Origin of the sequence: Paraburkholderia sp. RCC_158, assembly GCF_041355255.1 — a bacterium.
Classification (GTDB): domain Bacteria; phylum Pseudomonadota; class Gammaproteobacteria; order Burkholderiales; family Burkholderiaceae; genus Paraburkholderia; species Paraburkholderia graminis.
The window spans coordinates 77,549-95,816 of record NZ_JBFUPM010000010.1; the positions used below are offsets into that span (position 1 = coordinate 77,549).

Here is an 18,268-nt window from a genome sequence, read left to right on the forward strand (position 1 = left end):
CCGGCAAAGCGGCGTTACTTTGCCCTACAAGCCCGCACGCTCACAAGCAAACCGGCTCCGCCTCCAACTCGACGCCGAATCTCTCCAGCACGTCATGCTGGATCGCACGCGCGAGGGCCAGCACGTCCGCCCCGCTCGCGCCGCCGCGATTCACCAGCACCAGCGCCTGGCGCTCGTGCACGGCGGCGGCGCGGATCGAGCGGCCCTTCCAGCCGCATCGGTCGATCAGCCAGCCCGCCGCGAGCTTCACGCGCCCGTCCGGCTGCGCGTAGGACACGACATCCGGCTCCCGGCTTTTCAGCGCTTCAAACTGATCGGCGTTCACCACGGGATTCTTGAAGAAGCTGCCCGCGTTGCCGAGTTCCAGCGGATCGGGAAGTTTGGCGCGCCGCACGGCGACGACCGCGTCGAAGATGGCTTGCGCATCCGGCTCCTTGCCGTCCGCGTGGTAGCCGTCAGCAGCGAGCTGGCGAGCGAGATCCGCATAGTTCGCGCGCGGTTGCCAGGCTTTCGGCAAACGGAACGTAACCGACGTGATGACGAAACGGTCGCGCCCTTCCCGCTTGAAAAAGCTGTCGCGGTAGCCGAACGCGCAGGCCCGCGCATCGAACTCGACCGACTCGCCGGAAGCCAGTTCCACGGCGCGCAGCCAGGCAAAGCGCTCGCAGATTTCCAGCCCGTACGCGCCGATGTTCTGAATCGGCGCGGCGCCCACCGTGCCTGGAATCAATGCGAGGTTTTCGAGGCCCGGCAAACCCTGCGACAGCGTCCATCCGACGAACTCGTGCCACGGCTCGCCGGCGGCTGCCTCCACATAGACGGCTTCGTCGTCCTCGCCGACGACGCGGCGTCCGCGCAGCGCCACGAGCAGCACCAGTCCCGCGAAGTCGCGCGTCAGCACGACATTGCTGCCGCCGCCGAGCACGAGCCGCGGCAAACCAGCAATGCGCGGATCGTGCGCCGCGGCCGGCAACTGCGCTTCACGCTCGATGCGGCACGCCCACTGCGCGTGGACGTCGAAACCAAAGGTGTTGTGCGCCTTCAGCGGATAGCCGGCAATGAACTCGGCGGAATCGGTTTGAGACATCGGAATGAGAACTATGGGGCGGGCAAACTGCCGTGGGCTGCGGGCCCGCGCGGCGGCCTTGGGCAAATGAGGGTTGCGTCGGTAAAATGACGTCGGTCCGTGATTATAGCGAGTGCCCCGCGACGAGCCGCCGGCCGCGTCGCGCACCGCCGCACTATTGGGAGAATGCAATGCCATCGTTTGACGTCGTCTGCGAAGCGAACATGATCGAAGTCAAGAACGCGATCGAGCAGTCCAACAAGGAAATCTCAACCCGCTTCGACTTTAAGGGGTCGGACGCGCGCGTCGAACACAAGGAAAACGAAATCACCGCCTACGCCGACGACGACTTCAAGCTCGGCCAGGTCACAGACGTGCTGATCTCCAAAATGGCCAAGCGCAACGTCGACGTGCGCTTCCTCGACTACGGCAAGATCGAGAAGATCGGCGGCGACAAGGTCAAGCAGGTCATCAAGATCAAGAAGGGCGTGTCGGGCGATCTGTCGAAGAAAATCGTGCGCCTCGTGAAGGACAGCAAGATCAAGGTTCAGGCGAGCATTCAGGGCGACGCGGTGCGCATCACCGGGGGAAAACGCGACGACCTGCAAAGCGTGATCGCGATGCTGCGCAAGGACGTGACGGACACGCCGCTCGACTTCAATAACTTCCGCGACTGAGCGTTTATGTCATCGACGCAGCGCCGGTTTCAGCGGCGCTGCATTGACAAGCGGGAGCGCCGCAGCGCATCGAAAGTCGGAGCGCGTAGGGCGCAGAGCGCACTTCGCACGTAGCAGCACTCCGCACTGCCACCCGCTCAACGATCCTCGCCGCTCACCGCACTCGCAGCCGCCGCCTTCTTCTTATCGCCGATACGGCTTTCCTCGCCGCGCATCAGCTTGCCGATATTGCCGCGATGACGCCACACGAGCAGCGAGCTCATCACGACGATCGCCAGCGCGATGACGTGCGGCCCGAACAGAAAGCCGTCGAAGATCGGCGCGAACACTGCCGCAGCCAACGCCGCCAGCGACGAATAGCGCGTGAAGAACGCCACGATCAGCCACGTCAGAAGCGTGGCGAGGCCGAGAATCGGATTGATCGCGAGCAACACGCCGGCGGCCGTCGCCACGCCTTTGCCGCCCTTGAAGCGGAAGAACACCGGATACAGGTGGCCGAGAAACACGGCGACGCACGCAATCGCCACCGACGTATCGTCGAGCCCGTAGCGCGCGCCGAAATGCGCGACGAACCACACGGGCAACCAGCCCTTGAAGGCGTCGCCGATCAACGTGAGAATCGCGGCCTTCTTGCTGCCGCTGCGCAGCACGTTGGTCGCGCCGGGATTGCCCGAGCCGTACGAGCGCGGGTCGTCGAGCCCCATCGCGGCGCTCACGATCACGGCGAACGACACCGAACCGATCAGGTAGGCAACGACAGCAACGATCAGGTTTTGCATCTGTGACTCTTATAAGGATCGGCGGTCTGCAACTGGATACCTCAACCGCAACAGGGAACGAAAGCCGGCACGCAGCACGCGGCGGCGAACCGAAGCGGCGCACATTCTACCGAACGCGCGCACCGCGGAAACATTCAGGCAAACGTCAATCGACGCTCGCGCACTGCACCGGCCTCGCGCCCAGCAATCCGGTCAGCACTTTCGGCTCGATACTGACGAGAAAACCGCGCCGGCCGCCGTTCAGCCAGATGCGCTCCATCTCCAGAATGGTGGACTCGACGTACACCGGCATCTGCTTGCGCGTGCCGAACGGCGACGTGCCGCCGATCAGATAGCCGGAATGACGGTTCGCCACTTCGGGCTTGCACGGCTCGACGCGCTTCACGCCGATCTGCCGCGCGAGGTTCTTGGTGCTGACGGTGCGGTCGCCGTGCATGAGGACGATCAACGGCTTCGCATGCTCGTCCTCCATGACGAGCGTCTTCACGACCTGATGCTCGTCTACGCCAAGCTGACGCGCCGATTCGCCGGTGCCGCCATGCTCCACATAATCGTACGGATGCTCGCCGAAAGCCACGCCGTGCCGACGCAGAAACTGCGTGGCGGGCGTTTCGGAAACGTGTCTGGATTTGCTCATCGGCGCATTGTAATGGCGACTTTGCACAACGGCTATTTGCCGAATGGCCAATTGTGCGGCTTCGGGCATTGTGGCACGATCGTTCGAAAATCTTCCGGCGCGATGCACGCCGGTCACGCAATCGCCTTTAGGAGACGCACTTGACCACCGCTTCGGCTTTACGCTCCACGATCGACGTTCCCGCGCTGCTGGCCGCCCTGCCCGCGCGCATTTCCGATATTCCCGCGCTGGCCGCCGCGCGCGATGCGCAACACGTCGCGCTGATCGAGGACGCGCGTCGTCTCACCAATGCGCAGCTCATGGAGGCCGTGGACACGGTCTCCGCGTTGCTGCGCGAGTGGGGCGTGCGAGGCGGCGACCGCGTGATGATCGTCGCCGAGAACAGCATCGCGCAGATCGTGCTGCTGTTCGCCACGGCGCGGCTCGACGCGTGGGCGCTGGTGTCGAACGCGCGTCTGTCGGCGGCGGAACTGGACGCGATCCGCGCGCACGCGAAGCCGCGCGTCACCGCGTATATGGTCGAAAGCTCGGTCGATGCGAGTCAGCATGCAGAGCGTCATCAGGCACGTGAAGCGCCGGGCATGACGCCGGACATCGGCGCATGGTCCTACGTGGCGGACGACTCGGCGCAAACGCAAGCGGAACCGGTAGAAGCCGCGAGCGAGCGCCAATGCGCGGCGCTGATCTACACAACCGGCACGACGGGCGCGCCGAAGGGCGTGATGCTGTCGCATCGCAATCTGCTTTTTATCGCCACCGTGTCGAGCCGGCTGCGCCAGGTTCGTCCCGACGACGTGGTCTATGCCGTGCTGCCCATCTCGCATGTGTACGGCTTCGCGTCGGTGTGCCTCGGCAGTCTGCACGCCGGCGCGACCTTGCGGCTCGCGCCGCGCTTCGCGCCCGAAGCCGTGCGCCGCGCGCTCACCGACGAACGCGTGTCGATCTTTCAGGGCGTGCCCGCGATGCACGCCAAACTGCTCGAGCATTTGCAGACGCACGGGCATGAATGGCGCGCGCCGCATCTGCGCTTTGTGTATTCGGGCGGCTCGCCGCTCGACGCGGCGCTGAAAGCCCACGTCGAAAGCGTGTACGGTTTGCCGCTGCATAATGGCTACGGCATGACCGAAAGCAGTCCGACTGTCTCGCAGACCATGCTCGATGCGCCGCGCGCGGACTGTTCGGTCGGCGAAGTGATTCCGGGCGTCGAAGTGCGCTTTGTCGAACTCGACGGCGCGGACGCCGCGCCCGGCGCAATCGGCGAGCTATGGGTGCGCGGCCCGAACGTAATGCTCGGCTACTACCGCAACCCGGAGCAAACGCGCGCCGCAGTGACCGAAGACGGCTGGCTGAAAACCGGCGATCTCGCGCGGCAGGACGCCGATGGCGCGCTGCATATCGTCGGACGCAGCAAGGACCTGATCATCCGCTCCGGCTTCAATGTTTATCCCGCCGAGGTCGAGCATGTGCTGAACGCGCATCCGCAAGTCGTGCAGTCGGCGGTGATCGGGCGCGCAGTCGAGGGCAACGAGGAAGTGATCGCGTTCGTCGAACTGGCGGCTCACGCGACCGTTACACCGGTTGAGCTTGCCGCGTGGTGCGCCGAACGCCTTGCGCCCTACAAGCGCCCCGCCGAAGTGAAGGTGCTTGCGGCATTGCCCGCGGCATCGACGGGAAAAATTCTCAAGCACCGGCTGCGCGAATTGCTTTGAAGCTGCGTGCACGTCACCCGCGCGGATGATGCACCGCATGCAGCGACTTGAGCCGCTCGCGCGCGACGTGCGTGTAGATTTGCGTGGTCGAAATGTCGGTATGGCCGAGCAGTAGCTGCACCACGCGCAGGTCGGCGCCGTGATTGAGCAGATGCGTCGCGAACGCGTGCCGCAACGTGTGCGGCGACAACGGTGCATGCACGCCGGCCGCCGCCGCATGCCGCTTGATGATGTTCCAGAACTGCTGGCGCGTCATGCCCTCGGCGCGATTCGTGACGAACAGCGCATCGGCGGCGCGCGCGCCGAGCAGCGCCGGCCGCGCGTCGCGCAAATAACGTTCGATCCAGCCGTGCGCTTCTTCGCCGAACGGAATCAGGCGCTCTTTCGAGCCCTTGCCCATCACGCGGACCACGCCTTCGTTCAGGCCGACTTCCACGGTCTTTAGCGTGACGAGTTCGGTGACGCGCAAGCCGCTCGCGTACATCAGCTCGAGCATGGTGCGATCGCGCAGACCCAACGGCGTGTCGATGTCGGGCGCGCCGAGCAGCGCTTCGACTTGCGCTTCGCTGAGCGTCGACGGAAAACGCGGCGGTTGTTTCGCCGAACGAATGCGCAGCGTCGGATCAACCTTCGCGCGATGCTCGCGCACAGCCCAACCGTAATAGCGGCGAAACACCGAGAGGCGCCGGTTCGCCGACGTCGATTTGTCCTTCCGACGCGCCGCGCTGTACGCGTTCAGATCGGCCTCGCTGGCGATGTCGAGCGAGGCGCCGCGCGTTTGCGCGAGCCACTCGCTGAAGAGACGCAGGTCGCGGCGATACGCGTCGAGCGTGTTGCGCGAGAGGCCGTGTTCGAGCCATAGCGCGTCGCAGAATGCGTCGATCGACGCCGAACTCGCCGCGAACAAGGGCGACTGCGCGAAGCCCGCGCTTGCGTCTGCGCCTGGGTCCGCGCTCGCGTCGTCAACCAGGGTATCGCTCATGCGTAGGGAATGCCTTCATGCGCGAGCAGCCAGCGCTTGACGTTGCGAAAGAAGCCGTCGTCGGCATGATGCGCGAATCCGCCGATGCCGCTCGAACTCACCACGCGATGACACGGAATCACGATAGGAAAACAATTGTCGCCGCACGCCTGCCCGACCGCGCGCGGCACACTGCCGAGCTGCCTTGCCAGTTGCCCATACGTGACGACCGCGCCGGGCGGAATCTCGCACAGCGCCTGCCACACACGCCGCCGGAACGCGGTGCCCGCCGTCGCGAGCGGCAAGTCGAATTTCGCCGACGGCTCCGCGAAATACCGCTCGATCTGCTCGACAGCGCGTTGCGCCAACGGCGTGTCCGGCGCGACGTTTTGCATCGACTCCGGCAGATAGACGATCTCGCGCACCGCTTCGCCTTCGGTGCGAATGCCGACCTTGCCGAACGGCGCATCGATCACTGCGTTGAACATGTCGCCTCCTCGCACACCACAACGTAAGCCATGAATTGCCGATAGTTTACGCCGCTTCGAGCGCCCATTGCACATGCTCGCGCACGAGCGCCGAAGGATCGTCGGCACGGCGCCTGAGCGCCTCGACAATCGCCTCGCGTGCCTCCGCGCTCAACGCGTCGCGCGATGCACGCAGTGCATTGCCCATCCCGACCGCAAGGTTGCGCAACCAGCTCTCGTAACCGATGCGCCGTATCGCGCTGCCCTGCATGCGCGTGTCGAAATCGTCCGCGCTCCAGCCGAACAGCTCCACCAGCGACGCGCGGTCGAGCCCATGACGCACGTCGAAATCGGCGACCGGCGCGGCCTGCGCAAACTTGTTCCACGGACACACGAGCTGACAATCGTCGCAGCCATACACGCGGTTGCCGATCAGCGGACGCATCTCCACAGGAATGCTGCCCTTCAGTTCGATCGTCAGATAGGAGATACACAGACGCGCATCCACTTTGTAAGGACCGACGATCGCTCCTGTCGGACATGCGTCGATGCAGCGCGAGCAACTGCCGCAATGCGAGCCCGGCGTTTCGGGCGCGACTTCGGGCGATGTCTCGGCGTCCGTCGGCAACGGCACATCGACGTAGATTTCGCCGAGAAAAAACAGCGAGCCCGCGTCGCGTTGCAAAAGCAGCGTGTGTTTGCCGCGCCAGCCGATGCCGGCCTTCTGCGCAAGCTCGACTTCGAGCACTGGCGCCGAGTCGGTAAACACGCGATAACCGAACGCGCCGATCTCCGCCTGAATTTTCTCTGACAGATGTTGCAGACGGTTACGCATCACCTTGTGATAGTCGCGGCCGCGCGCATAAATCGACACGACGGCAGCAGCAGGATCGGCCAGCCGCGCATGCTCGGCGCCCCGCCAGTCCTGATTGAGCGGCCCTTTGGACGAGTCGCTTTCGGGCTGCTTTCCGTTCAGTACATCAGCGGGCAAATAGGCGATGCGAGCGGTAATCACACGTAGCGTGCCGGCCACAAGCTCGGCAGGCCGCGCGCGTTTCATACCGTGTTTGGCCATATAATCCATCTCGCCGTGGCAACCCGCTTCCAGCCAGGCTGCAAGCGGCGCTTCGGCAGCGGAGAGGTCGGTATCGCTAATGCCGATCGCCCCGAAACCCAGTTCACGGCCCCACGTTTTGATGTTTTGCGCGAGCGCATGCAGCGCCGCTTCATCGAATTGACGCTCGGCACGCGCCTCGTCGCCAGTTGCAGGCGCATTGGACACAGGGCACACGGGGGACTCCGGACTTCGGTTCATCACGTCATTTTACGAGAATGCCTGACCATCCCGATCGCGCGATCGCGCCGCCCGCCGAAGTTCTGCTCGAACGCGTCTTCTCGTTCGCGGACGAAGCCGCCACGCTCGCATTTGGCGAGCGCTTCGCGCGGGCAATCGAAAGCGTCGCCGTCGCGCATGACGGCAACGCGAACGCTCAGGCATTCCACGGTCTGCATGTACAACTGGTCGGCGATCTCGGCGCCGGCAAGACCACACTCGTGCGCGCCACCTTGCGCGGCCTCGGTCACACCGGTCGCGTGCGCAGTCCCACGTACACGCTCGTCGAGCCTTATGTACTCGAGCGGCCCACCGGGGAACTCGCGCTTTACCACTTCGATCTCTACAGGTTCACCGATCCGGCCGAATGGGCCGACGCGGGCTTTCGCGAGTATTTCGACAGCGGCGCGGTTTGCCTCGTCGAATGGCCGCAACGCGCCGGCGCGCTGCTCGGCGTGCCGGATCTCGTCTTCTCGCTCGACCTGGCTGGCGAGGGCGACGGCCGCACACTCGTCGCACAGGCATACAGCGAAACAGGAAAGGCATGTCTCGAAAGATGTTGATCAAACCGTTCCGCTCGATTGAATCGGCGGCCACCGCGACGCATAACTGGCGGCGCCGGCAGATTCTGCGCGCGGGCGCGTCCACGCTCGTGCTCGGCCTCGTCGCGCCGCGTCTCGCGCTGGCGAGTTCGGTGCTCGGCGTGCGCGTGTGGCCGGCGCGCGACTACACGCGCGTCACCATCGAATCCGATCAGCCTCTGCAAAACGCGCAGCAGTTGCTTCAGGGCCCTGACCGGCTCGTCGTCGATCTGAGCGGCCTGGATCTCGACCAGGCGTTGAAGGATCTCGTATCGAAGATCACGCCGAACGATCCGCAAATTCAATCGGTGCGTGTGGGGCAATTCCAGCCGCACGTCGTGCGCATGGTGTTCGATCTGAAGGGCTCGGTGAAGCCGCAGGTGTTCACGCTGCCCCCCGTCGGCGCGTACAAGTACCGGCTCGTGTTCGACCTGTATCCGGCCGTCGCGCCCGATCCGTTGATGGAACTGCTCGCGCAAAGCGAGCGCAAGCAGCAAACGCTGAACGAAGAAAACAGCGCGCCGCCCGCTACGTTGAGCGGCCCCGGCACGACGCCGCCGGCCGCCGACAACAGCGAGGCGTTCTTCGAGCGCTATGCGCAGAACGGCGGCAGCGGGTCCGCGGCGGGCGCACCGCATGCGCCGGCGCACAGTGGGTCGCCGTCCGGCTCTACGTCCGGGTCGCCAGGTTTGCCGCCGATCATTGCGAAGACGCCGACGCCAACGCCTGGCGTGCCGCCCACTCCGGCCACGCCGCCCACGGCGATCGCGCGCAACAAGGGCAGCGGCAGCGGCGCCAACAGCGCCAAAAGTCTGGATAACGACGACAGTGGCGACGACACCTACGCGTTCACCACGCCGAAGTCAGGCAAGAGCAACACGGTGCGCCTGTTGACCGTCGCGATCGATCCGGGACACGGCGGCGAGGACCCCGGCGCGATCGGCGGCTCAGGCACTTACGAGAAGCACGTCGCGCTCGACATCGCGAAGAAACTGCGCGCGAAGATCGACGCGCAACCGAACATGCGCGCGATGATGACGCGCGACGCCGACTTCTTCGTGCCGCTGAACGTGCGCGTGCAAAAAGCGCGGCGCGTCGGCGCGGACCTGTTCGTGTCGATTCACGCCGATGCGTTCACCACGCCCGAGGCGCGCGGCTCGTCGGTGTTTGCGTTGTCGGAGCACGGCGCGTCGAGCGCGGCCGCGCGCTGGATGGCGAACAAGGAGAACGCGTCGGACCAGATTGGCGGCATCAACATCAAATCCGCCGACGCCACCGTGAATCGCGCGTTGTTCGACATGTCCACCACCGCGCAGATTCGCGACTCCATGCGCTACGGCAACTTCGTGCTGAAGGAAATCGGCGGGATCAACAAGCTGCACAAAGGTTCGGTCGAACAGGCGGGCTTCGCGGTGTTGAAGGCGCCCGACATTCCGTCGATCCTCGTGGAAACGGCGTTCATCAGCAATCCCGACGAGGAGCGGCGCCTGAACGACGACGCCTATCGCGAGAAGATGGCCGATGCGATCATGACCGGCATCAAGCGTTATTTCGCGGCGAATCCGCCGCTGGCAAAGAATCGCATGACGTGACGATGTGTCTTTCGCGCGTTGTTCTCGTCCAGCGCTCCAACAAAAAAACGGCCGCAGCAATGCGGCCGTTTTCGATCGTGCACCCGTTTCAACGCGCCAGCGACAAGCGCTGCACGACCCAGCCGCCGAATACGTTCACCGCGAGCCCCACCATCACCAGCACCGCACCGGCGATCTGCGCGGTGGAGAGCCGCTCATCGAGAAAGACCGCCGCCGATGCGAGACCGACGATCGGCACGAGCAGCGAAAACGGCGCGACCTGGCTCGCCGGATAGCGCGACAACAGACGGCTCCATAATCCATAGCCGAGCAGCGTGGCGATAAACGCGAGATAGACGACCGCGAAAATCGACATCGCGCTGATGCCGGAAAGCGCCGCCGCGATCCGCTGCGGACCCTCGAACGCATACGACAGCGCGAAGAAAGGCAGCGGCGGAATCAGACTGCCCCACACCACGAGGCCGACGAGGTCGACCTTGCCGACCTTCTTCGTGACGATGTTGCCGAGCGCCCACGAACACGCGGCGCACAGCGTGAGCAGGAAGCCGGCGAGCGTCATCGCATGGCCGCCCTGCATGCCGATCACGGCGAGGCCCGCGGCGGCGATCAGCAAACCGGCGACATTCGGCAAGCGAAAACGCTCATGCAAGAAGAACGCGGCGAAGATCAGCGTGAAAAACGCCTGCGCCTGCAACACGAGCGATGCGAGTCCGGCCGGCATGCCGACGTACATCGCCGAGAACAGAAACGCGAACTGCCCGAGCGAGATCGTCAAGCCATAGGCCAGCAACCAGCGCCATGCCAATTGTGGACGCTTGACAAAAAACACCGCCGGTATTGCCGCGAGCGTGAAGCGCAGCGCGCCGAGCAGCATCGGCGGCACGCCATGCAAGCCGACCTTGATAACGACGAAATTGACGCCCCACGCAATGACGACGACGAGCGCGAGCAGCAGGTCCCTCGGCGACATGCCGGTCTCCAATAAAGTGTTGAACCCGTCAGTTTAGCGGAGCGTGGGAAATTCGCACGGGACCGAAAGCGCAGTCGCCGTGCGCTCAGGCATTGAGCCAGTTTTCGATACGCAGGCCGGGATAGGCCGTGAAATCGCGCTCATTGTTGGTGACGAGCACGACGTCGAGCGAGACCGCGTGGGCCGCGATCAGCTTGTCGAGCTGGTCCTTCTTGCGCTCGCGCGTGGCTTCATGGATCGGGCCGTAGGCACTCGCCGCCGCGCTGTCGAACGGCGCAACCAGGATGTCTTCGACAAGCGCCGCAAGGTTGCGACGCTCGCGCGCACGATTGGCCGAGACCGCCACGCCGTACTCCAGCTCGGCGAAAGTAATGGCGGACATCACGACGTCGCCGACGAAGCATTCCGCAAAACGCTTCGCAACCTGCTCCGGCTGATTCTTCATCAGGTAGATGCACATGTTGGTGTCCAGCATGTAGCGCGGCATTACAGATCCTCGCGCTCAGCCTGCTCGTGGTCGCCGCGGCCTTCCGCCATGAAATCCGGGCTGAACTTCGAGAATTTCTTTAGTACGCCGGCGAGCGGGCGGCGCGTGGGACGAATGCGCAGTTCGTCGCCGACCCGCTCGATTTCCACTTCCATGTCGACGCTGCTAAACGCCAGTTCAGCCGGAATGCGCACGGCCTGCGAATTGCCATTGCGAAAAACCTTGGTCAGCATGTTGCGCTCCTCGTACGATGATGTACATCCAATGTACATACATCACTATAGACGGGCAGCGGCGCGATGTAAATACATGTGTGTACGCCGAGCCTGGCTGGAGGCGCTGGCTGAGCCAACGCAGTAGAATCATCCATTAAGAATTTTCCTCATCCCTTCTTGCCGAGCGCCCCATGTCCTCTTCGATCAAAGCAGTTCTCAAACCGCATCTGCGCGATGTCGGCAGTCTGACTGTGCGGCGCGTGCTGCCTGCAATGGCCGCGCGTCTGATCGGACCGTTCATCTTCTTCGATCACATGGGCCCGGCGACGCTCGAACCCGGCGTCGGCCTCGACGTGCGTCCGCATCCGCATATCGGCCTCGCCACGGTGACGTTTCTGTTCGAAGGCGCGATCATGCATCGCGACAGTCTCGGCTCGGAGCAGAAAATCGTCCCCGGCGACGTCAACTGGATGACGGCCGGACGCGGCATCGTCCATTCCGAGCGCACGCCCGCCGAAGACCGCGCGCGCGGCCAGACCATCCACGGCATTCAGACCTGGGTCGCGCTGCCGCTCGACGACGAAGAGGTCGCGCCGTCGTTCGCGCATCACAGCGCGGACACGCTGCCGGTGGTCGAGCGCAACGGCGTCACGTTGCGCGTGATCGCCGGCACCGCGTTCGGCCAGCGATCGCCCGTCAGCACGTTTTCCGGCACGCTGTATGTCGCGGGCGAGTTCGCGCCGGGCAGCGCGTTCGCGCTCGAACCGGAGCACGAGGAGCGCGGCGTGTATCTGGTGGAAGGCGATCTCGAGATCGACGGCACGCCGCTCGAAGTCGGTCAGATGGCCGTGCTCGCGCTCGACGAAACCGTGACGCTCGCGAGCACGCACGGCGCGCGCGTGATGGTGCTCGGCGGCGAAAAGCTCGACGGCGAACGCTTTATCGAATGGAATTTCGTCGCGAGTTCGCGTGAGAAGATCGAAGCCGCGAAACTCGCGTGGACGAATCAGGAAATGGGCACAGTGCCGGGCGAAACCGAATGGATACCGCTGCCGCTAAAAAAGTGACGGCGAAAATGACGGCGGATTTCAGGCGCGGGCGCGGCGTCAACACACATTGAATCCGTGCAGTTCGGCCCCAGCTAACAGACAAACCGTTTTATCGACGAGGACGTAATGGACACCACCCTGGCCACATTCGAAAAGGACGTCATCACGGCGTCGACACTGGCCCCTGTGCTGGTCGATTTCTGGGCGCCGTGGTGCGGCCCCTGCAAAACGCTCGGCCCGATGCTGGAAAAGCTTGAAGCCGAAGGCGCCGGCAAATGGAAGCTCGTCAAGGTGAACGTGGACGAGAACCAGGAACTTGCCGCGCACTTCCAGGTGCGCAGCATTCCGCACGTCATGGCATTCGCGGACGGCCGGCCGGTCGATCAGTTCGTCGGCGTGCTGCCTGAAGGGCAACTGCGCGAATTCATCGAACGGCTCGTGCCGCAAGGCGCGGATGCCGCACGTCTCGACGCGCAGGCCGCCTTGGCCGAAGGCCGCCGCGAGGACGCTTACGAGGCGTTGCAGGCCGCGCTCGCCATCGACCCGGCCTTTGACGAAGCGCGCCTCGACCGCATCGAGATGCTGCTCGATGACAACCGTATCGACGAAGCGCGCGACGAGGTCGATTTGCTGTCGCCGAAAACGACGCAAGGCATCGACGCGCGCTTCAACGCGATCAAGACGCGTCTGGACGCCGTGGATGCCGCGGCCGATCTGCCGCCGACCGACGCGCTCGAAGCGCGCGTCGCGAGCCATCCCGACGATCTGGAAGCGCGCTTCGATCTCGCGAGCGCGCTGATCGCGCGCCGCAAATATGCGGGCGCGCTCGAGCATCTGCTGGCAATCGTGCAGCGCGATCGCACGTTCCGCGACGACATCGGCCGCAAGACGATGCTCTCGGTGTTCGATCTGGCCGCGCATCAGCCGGAACTCGTCGCGCAATGGCGCCGCAAGCTGAGCGCCGCGCTGTACTAGATACCAGATCCGGCGCCTTGCGCACCCGCCGCGCACTAAAGGTCACACCGCCTGCTTCGCCAGCGCCCGCAACACATACGCGGCCGCGGCGAAGCCGAAGCTCGCCGTCACGCACACGCTCGAACCAAAGCCCGCGCAATTCAGACCGACCGGCCCCGCATATCCCGGCGATGTCGCGACGTGTTCCGCTTCCGCATCGATGTCGCAGACAGGGGCTTCGGGATAGATCAGCGGCTCGTCGGAATACACGGCGCTCACCTTGAATTTCGCTTTCGGCCCGCGCGGAAAACCATGCTGCTTGCGCAACTGTCCGCGCACTTTGGACAGCAACGGGTCCTGAATCGTCGCTGCGAGATCGTCGATGCGAATGCGCGTCGGATCGAGCTGGCCGCCCGCGCCGCCGATCGTGATCAACGGCTGCTTGCGCTCGACACACCACGCGATCAGCGCGGTCTTGGTGCGCACGCTGTCGATCGCATCGATCACATAATCGAAGCCGCCGCCGAGCGTCGCCGCGAAATTGTCGGGCTCCACGAAGTCTTCCACGAGACGCACATCGCACGACGGATTGATCGCGGCGATGCGCTCGGCCATCGCTTCGACCTTCGGTTTTCCGTAGTTGCCATCGAGCGCATGAATCTGCCGGTTCGTATTGCTTTCAGCAACATTGTCGAGGTCGATCAGCGTCAGCGTGCCCACCGCGCTGCGCGCCAACGCTTCGGCGACCCACGAGCCCACTCCGCCGATACCGATCACCGCCACATGCGCGCTCTCGAAAGCGGCAAGCGCGGGCGCGCCGTACAGACGCGCAATGCCGCCGAAGCGTCGCGCGCGGTCGGCGGCTTCATGCCCGTCGAGGCTGGTAGTAAGATCGGATTGCGCGGTGGTCGACATGATGGAACTCGTTGAAGGCAAAAAAGCAGAAAGCGCTAGGCAGAAAGCGCATGTAATTCGCGCAGTCCGTATTTTGCCTGAACGCATGAATCAGCATTGCCGCGGCAATCACCGTGAGAAAGTCGCCGTTCGAAAACCCGCGAAAGCGCGGCACCGGTGCATCGCGCTTGATCTGGCTGCGGGCAAAAAATTGGCGCCTTAGCTATACTGGGCTGACTGTAGCGTGCGCATAAGAACATGACCTCACTCGCCGAACTTCGAAAAAATTATTCGCTGGGTTCTCTGGACATCGGCGACGTCGACCGCGACCCGTTCCGGCAATTCGACGTCTGGTTTCAGCAGGCCGTCGAGGCGAAACTGCCCGAACCGAATACGATGACGCTCGCCACCGTTGACTCGCGCGGCCGGCCTTCAGCGCGCATCGTGCTGATCAAGGGCGTCGACGAACGAGGCTTCGTGTTCTTCACCAACTACGAAAGCCGCAAGGGCCGCGAGCTGGCCGCGAATCCGTACGCGAGCCTGCTCTTCTACTGGATCGAGCTCGAGCGCCAGGTGCGCATCGAGGGGCGCGTCGTCAAAACGAGCGCGGCCGAGAGCGACGCCTATTTCGCGTCGCGTCCGCCCGGTTCGCGTATCGGCGCATGGGCGTCGAATCAAAGTCAGGTGATTGAAAGCCGTTCGCAGCTCGAAACGCGCGAACGCGAAATGCGCCTGCAATACGGCGATGAACCGCCGCGTCCGCCGCATTGGGGCGGTTATCGTTTGGTGCCCGAAGCAATCGAATTCTGGCAGGGCCGGCCGTCGCGTTTGCACGACCGTCTGCTTTACACGCGTTCGAGCGAAAACAGCGACTGGCAAATCTGCCGTCTGTCGCCCTGAACCAGCACTAACAATGTCGTCAGCGCGTTGCCGACGTAGCAGCGCGCGGCGCAAGGATCGCGTCTCGCGGCATGGGAGTTGCGCCGCGTCGGGCTGCGATCCACACAAGCTTCGCTTTAATTCAACGGACACGGAGAAATCGCATGTTCTGGGAGAAAAAGCTGGCGCAGTGGGTGGAAGAAGTAAAAACCAAGGCTGATTTGCCGGCGCGTCTCGTGCTGTGGGACGGCCAGCAGCACGACTTCGGGCGGTTCGCCGCGCCGCAGGTCACGCTGCACGTCAAGAGCGCAACGGCGTTGCCTTATCTGCTCGAACCGAGCCTCGACAACCTGGGCGAGGCGTACGTCAAGGGCAAGATCGACATCGAGGGCAAGCTCTCGGACATCATCAACGTCGGTTATCAGCTCGCGCGCAACACCGTCAATAGTGCGGGCAAGCTCGCGCGCGTGCGGCGCTATTTCCAGCATTCGAAGGCGTCGGATAAAAAGGCCATCCAGTATCACTACGATGTCTCGAACGAGTTCTACAAGCTCTGGCTCGACGAGAACATGGTCTACTCGTGCGCCTATTTCGAGAACGGCGACGAAGATCTCGCCACCGCGCAGATCAAGAAGATCGACCACATCCTCACGAAGATTCAGGTGCAGCCGGGTCAGCGGCTGCTCGACATCGGCTGCGGCTGGGGCGCGCTCGTGCTGCGCGCGGCGCAAAAATTCGGCGCGCAATGCGTGGGCGTGACGCTGTCGCAAAACCAGTTCGACCTCGCGACGGCGCGCGTGAAAGCCGCGGGCCTCGAGAACCAGATCGAGATTCGTCTGCAGGATTATCGCGACGTCGAAGGGCGATTCGACCGCATCACGAGCGTCGGCATGTTCGAGCACGTGGGCCGCAAGAACCTGCCGGGCTACTTCAAGAAAGTGCACGACCTTCTCGCCGACGACGGCATCGCGATGAATCACGGCATCACGTCGAGCGATGCGGACAGCGGCGAAACGGCGCTGGGCGGCGGCGAGTTCATCGACCGTTATGTGTTTCCGGACGGCGAACTGCCGCACATCAGCCTCGCGCTCGAGTCGATGCAGCGCGGCGGGCTCGAAGCGGTTGACGTGGAAAGCCTGCGCCGTCACTATGCGCACACGCTCGACATCTGGGCGGAAAATTTCGAGACGCACGCGGAAGAAGCCCGCAAGCTCGTCGACGACGAAAAATTCCGCATCTGGCGCGTGTACCTGGCCGGCTGCGCGTATGCATTCGAAAACGACGACGTCTCCATTTATCAGGTCGTCTGCCGCAGGGCCGGCCGCAGTGCGAAAACCCTGCCGTGGTCGCGCCGCTACATGTACGAGAAGCCGCTGTGAGGTGAGCGCCGCGGCGTCGTGCTAACGCGGGCGGTCGCGGTGCTTACTAGTGAAAATCTCGATGGGTCAGAGCGGGACAAGAGAAGAGGAAGAGGCGCTGGACGAACGCGGCGAGCAAAGCGACGTGGGAGTGCGGAGCGGAGTCGAGGCGTCGAGCGAAGCGAAAGCGCCAGGCGAAGCCGCGCAGTTCGATCTGTTCGGGATGCCGGTGCAAGCGGCGCCCGCAGCGCCGAAAGCCGAAGCCCGCGCGAAACCGTCGCGCGCTCGTTCAGGCGCTCAAGCACCGTTGGACGCGCAAGCCGATGCGCCTTTTGTAACTCACGCGCCGAAAATCGAAAGCCGGCAACCCGCCCGCTCTACGACAGCCGCCACCTCGCTCTGGCAAGAAGAAGCAGCGCCCGAGCCGACGCTTATGGCCACACCAACGGGCGCGGCCACCGACGCCCCCAGAAAGCGCCGCACTCGCGAAATCCTCGCGGCCCCGCCCTCGCCGGACATACTCGCGCTCGCCTCACAACTGCCGCCGCAAGTGCACCTCGGCACATCGACGTGGTCGTTTCCCGGCTGGAACGGCATCGTCTACGGCGACGAATACAGCAACAGCAAACTGTCGCGCGACGGCCTGACCGCCTACGGCGCGCATCCGCTGCTGAAGACGGTCAGCATCGACCGGTCGTTTTATCAGGCGCTCACCGTCACCGAATACCTGCGCTACGCGCAGCAGGTGCCCGAGCATTTCCGCTTCATCGTCAAGGCGCCGATGACGATCACCGACGCCACCGTGCGCGCAGAACGCGGCGAACCGGTGTCGCTGAATCCGTGTTTTCTGAACGCGCAAATGGCGATCGACGACTTCGTGACGCCGTGTCTCGAAGGACTGGGCGCGAAGGCCGGCGCGCTCGTGTTCCAGTTGTCGCCGCTGCCCGACCAGATGCTCGCGCAGCCCGCGGTTTTCATCGAACGGCTGGCCGAGTTCCTCGCGGCGTTGCCCACGCTGCCGCAAGGCACCTGCTATGCAATCGAAATCCGCGACGCCAGTTTGCTCACGCCGCGTTTCATTCGTACGCTGAAAGCGGCGGGCGTGCGTTATTGCGTCGGCATTCATGCGCGGATGCCCGATCCGCTGCGGCAGGCGGCGGCGCTCGCACTATTGGACGGCGAGCCGGCCGGTCCGCTGGTCGTGCGCTGGAGCCTGCACGGCGGCTTCAAATACGAGCAGGCGAAGGCGAAATACGAGCCGTTCGATAAGCTCGTCGACCATGATCCGGCCACGCGCGCGTCGCTCGCGGAGCTGGCCGCGCGCTATGCGCTGGCCGGCCAGCCGGTGGTCATCGCGGTGAATAACAAGGCGGAAGGTTCGGCGCCGCTCAGTTGCGTCGAGTTGGCGCGCGAGATCATTGAAGCGTATGCGCGGCTCGCGAATGAGCGCGAGCACGAGCACGAGCACGAACAGGAGGAACACGAGCACGGCCACCGCCGCGAGCAGGAGCCCTCACAGCAGGAAACAGACGCCGTGAATGCCGCAGCGATGCAACACAGTGACCCTCAGGAGCCGCGCCCGCCAGATCCGCCGGGCGACGCAAGCCGCGCTCAGACCAGCGACTCGAACAGCAGCGAGCCGCACTGAGCCGCACTGAAC

20 protein-coding genes are annotated in these 18,268 nt (G+C 64.2%); 10 read left to right on the forward strand and 10 right to left on the reverse strand.

Annotated elements, in window-relative coordinates; translation table 11 throughout:
• Nucleotides 1-40: 40 nt before the first annotated feature.
• The gene (gene murB, locus AB6809_RS20285) at nt 41-1,087 is read right to left on the reverse strand and encodes a UDP-N-acetylmuramate dehydrogenase (RefSeq protein WP_029968103.1); all 1,047 of its coding nucleotides are present in this window, start codon (nt 1,085-1,087) and stop codon (nt 41-43) included.
• A gap of 170 nt (nt 1,088-1,257) precedes the next feature.
• Here murB and AB6809_RS20290 point away from each other — a divergent pair, with 170 nt between their 5' ends.
• Nucleotides 1,258-1,743 carry a YajQ family cyclic di-GMP-binding protein gene (locus AB6809_RS20290; protein WP_006050047.1) on the forward strand — a complete coding sequence of 162 codons (486 nt, stop codon included), beginning with the start codon at nt 1,258-1,260 and terminating at the stop codon, nt 1,741-1,743.
• Between the two features lie 137 nt (nt 1,744-1,880).
• Here AB6809_RS20290 and plsY read toward each other — a convergent pair whose 3' ends face one another.
• Nucleotides 1,881-2,522, reverse strand: a complete 642-nt coding sequence (gene plsY / locus AB6809_RS20295; RefSeq protein WP_006050046.1) for a glycerol-3-phosphate 1-O-acyltransferase PlsY — start codon at nt 2,520-2,522, stop codon at nt 1,881-1,883.
• Between the two features lie 145 nt (nt 2,523-2,667).
• Nucleotides 2,668-3,159 carry an aminoacyl-tRNA deacylase gene (locus tag AB6809_RS20300; RefSeq protein ID WP_029968105.1) on the reverse strand — a complete coding sequence of 164 codons (492 nt, stop codon included), beginning with the start codon at nt 3,157-3,159 and terminating at the stop codon, nt 2,668-2,670.
• A gap of 140 nt (nt 3,160-3,299) precedes the next feature.
• Between AB6809_RS20300 and AB6809_RS20305 the strand changes: the two genes are divergently transcribed.
• Entirely contained in the window at nt 3,300-4,868 is a 1,569-nt protein-coding gene (locus AB6809_RS20305) for a class I adenylate-forming enzyme family protein (protein WP_371027058.1), read from the forward strand.
• Nucleotides 4,869-4,881: 13 nt separating this feature from the next.
• Here AB6809_RS20305 and xerD read toward each other — a convergent pair whose 3' ends face one another.
• Genes xerD through queG form a run of 3 tightly spaced genes read right to left on the reverse strand, consistent with a single transcriptional unit; the run spans nt 4,882 to nt 7,611 of the window.
• Nucleotides 4,882-5,850: a site-specific tyrosine recombinase XerD gene (gene xerD / locus AB6809_RS20310; RefSeq protein ID WP_029968109.1), complete on the reverse strand. Its 969-nt coding sequence runs from the start codon at nt 5,848-5,850 to the stop codon at nt 4,882-4,884.
• Entirely contained in the window at nt 5,847-6,317 is a 471-nt protein-coding gene (locus tag AB6809_RS20315) for a methylated-DNA--[protein]-cysteine S-methyltransferase (RefSeq protein ID WP_029968111.1), read from the reverse strand. The genes xerD and AB6809_RS20315 overlap by 4 nt, the downstream gene beginning before the upstream one ends.
• 46 nt (nt 6,318-6,363) lie before the next feature.
• The gene (queG, locus tag AB6809_RS20320; RefSeq protein WP_029968112.1) at nt 6,364-7,611 is read right to left on the reverse strand and encodes a tRNA epoxyqueuosine(34) reductase QueG; all 1,248 of its coding nucleotides are present in this window, start codon (nt 7,609-7,611) and stop codon (nt 6,364-6,366) included.
• A 17-nt stretch (nt 7,612-7,628) separates the two neighbouring features.
• Here queG and tsaE point away from each other — a divergent pair, with 17 nt between their 5' ends.
• Both tsaE and AB6809_RS20330 read left to right on the forward strand, forming a co-directional pair.
• Complete coding sequence (gene tsaE / locus AB6809_RS20325; protein WP_371027059.1) at nt 7,629-8,192, forward strand: tRNA (adenosine(37)-N6)-threonylcarbamoyltransferase complex ATPase subunit type 1 TsaE; 564 nt, start codon at nt 7,629-7,631, stop codon at nt 8,190-8,192.
• Nucleotides 8,174-9,802 (forward strand): N-acetylmuramoyl-L-alanine amidase, encoded by a 1,629-nt coding sequence (locus tag AB6809_RS20330; RefSeq protein WP_029968114.1) that lies wholly within the window; start codon nt 8,174-8,176, stop codon nt 9,800-9,802. Before tsaE ends, AB6809_RS20330 begins: the two co-directional genes overlap by 19 nt.
• An 88-nt stretch (nt 9,803-9,890) precedes the next feature.
• Here the strand turns inward: AB6809_RS20330 and AB6809_RS20335 are convergent, their stop codons facing one another.
• From AB6809_RS20335 to AB6809_RS20345, 3 genes are all read right to left on the reverse strand, one after another.
• Nucleotides 9,891-10,772 carry an O-acetylserine/cysteine exporter gene (locus AB6809_RS20335; RefSeq protein ID WP_006050038.1) on the reverse strand — a complete coding sequence of 294 codons (882 nt, stop codon included), beginning with the start codon at nt 10,770-10,772 and terminating at the stop codon, nt 9,891-9,893.
• Nucleotides 10,773-10,857: 85 nt separating this feature from the next.
• On the reverse strand, nt 10,858-11,259 hold the full coding sequence (locus tag AB6809_RS20340; RefSeq protein ID WP_006050037.1) for a type II toxin-antitoxin system VapC family toxin: 402 nt from the start codon (nt 11,257-11,259) through the stop codon (nt 10,858-10,860).
• Nucleotides 11,259-11,492 carry an antitoxin gene (locus tag AB6809_RS20345; protein WP_006050036.1) on the reverse strand — a complete coding sequence of 78 codons (234 nt, stop codon included), beginning with the start codon at nt 11,490-11,492 and terminating at the stop codon, nt 11,259-11,261. The genes AB6809_RS20340 and AB6809_RS20345 overlap by 1 nt, the downstream gene beginning before the upstream one ends.
• Nucleotides 11,493-11,665: 173 nt before the next feature.
• Between AB6809_RS20345 and AB6809_RS20350 the strand changes: the two genes are divergently transcribed.
• Entirely contained in the window at nt 11,666-12,541 is an 876-nt protein-coding gene (locus AB6809_RS20350; protein ID WP_006050035.1) for a pirin family protein, read from the forward strand.
• Nucleotides 12,542-12,649: 108 nt separating this feature from the next.
• Nucleotides 12,650-13,498 carry a thioredoxin gene (trxA, locus tag AB6809_RS20355; protein ID WP_006050033.1) on the forward strand — a complete coding sequence of 283 codons (849 nt, stop codon included), beginning with the start codon at nt 12,650-12,652 and terminating at the stop codon, nt 13,496-13,498.
• Between the two features lie 42 nt (nt 13,499-13,540).
• Here the strand turns inward: trxA and tcdA are convergent, their stop codons facing one another.
• Nucleotides 13,541-14,392 (reverse strand): tRNA cyclic N6-threonylcarbamoyladenosine(37) synthase TcdA, encoded by an 852-nt coding sequence (gene tcdA, locus AB6809_RS20360; protein ID WP_029968116.1) that lies wholly within the window; start codon nt 14,390-14,392, stop codon nt 13,541-13,543.
• On the opposite strand from tcdA, the gene AB6809_RS20365 reads away from it, so the two are divergent.
• From AB6809_RS20365 to AB6809_RS20380, 4 genes are all read left to right on the forward strand, one after another.
• Nucleotides 14,391-14,594 (forward strand): hypothetical protein, encoded by a 204-nt coding sequence (locus AB6809_RS20365; RefSeq protein ID WP_307258132.1) that lies wholly within the window; start codon nt 14,391-14,393, stop codon nt 14,592-14,594. The two genes, tcdA and AB6809_RS20365, sit on opposite strands and share 2 nt — an antisense overlap.
• A gap of 35 nt (nt 14,595-14,629) precedes the next feature.
• Nucleotides 14,630-15,271 carry a pyridoxamine 5'-phosphate oxidase gene (gene pdxH / locus AB6809_RS20370; RefSeq protein ID WP_006050031.1) on the forward strand — a complete coding sequence of 214 codons (642 nt, stop codon included), beginning with the start codon at nt 14,630-14,632 and terminating at the stop codon, nt 15,269-15,271.
• Nucleotides 15,272-15,414: 143 nt separating this feature from the next.
• The gene (locus AB6809_RS20375) at nt 15,415-16,629 is read left to right on the forward strand and encodes a cyclopropane-fatty-acyl-phospholipid synthase family protein (RefSeq protein ID WP_006050029.1); all 1,215 of its coding nucleotides are present in this window, start codon (nt 15,415-15,417) and stop codon (nt 16,627-16,629) included.
• Between the two features lie 61 nt (nt 16,630-16,690).
• Nucleotides 16,691-18,256, forward strand: coding sequence for a DUF72 domain-containing protein (locus AB6809_RS20380; RefSeq protein WP_307258558.1), 1,566 nt, complete (start codon nt 16,691-16,693; stop codon nt 18,254-18,256).
• Nucleotides 18,257-18,268 lie beyond the last annotated feature (12 nt).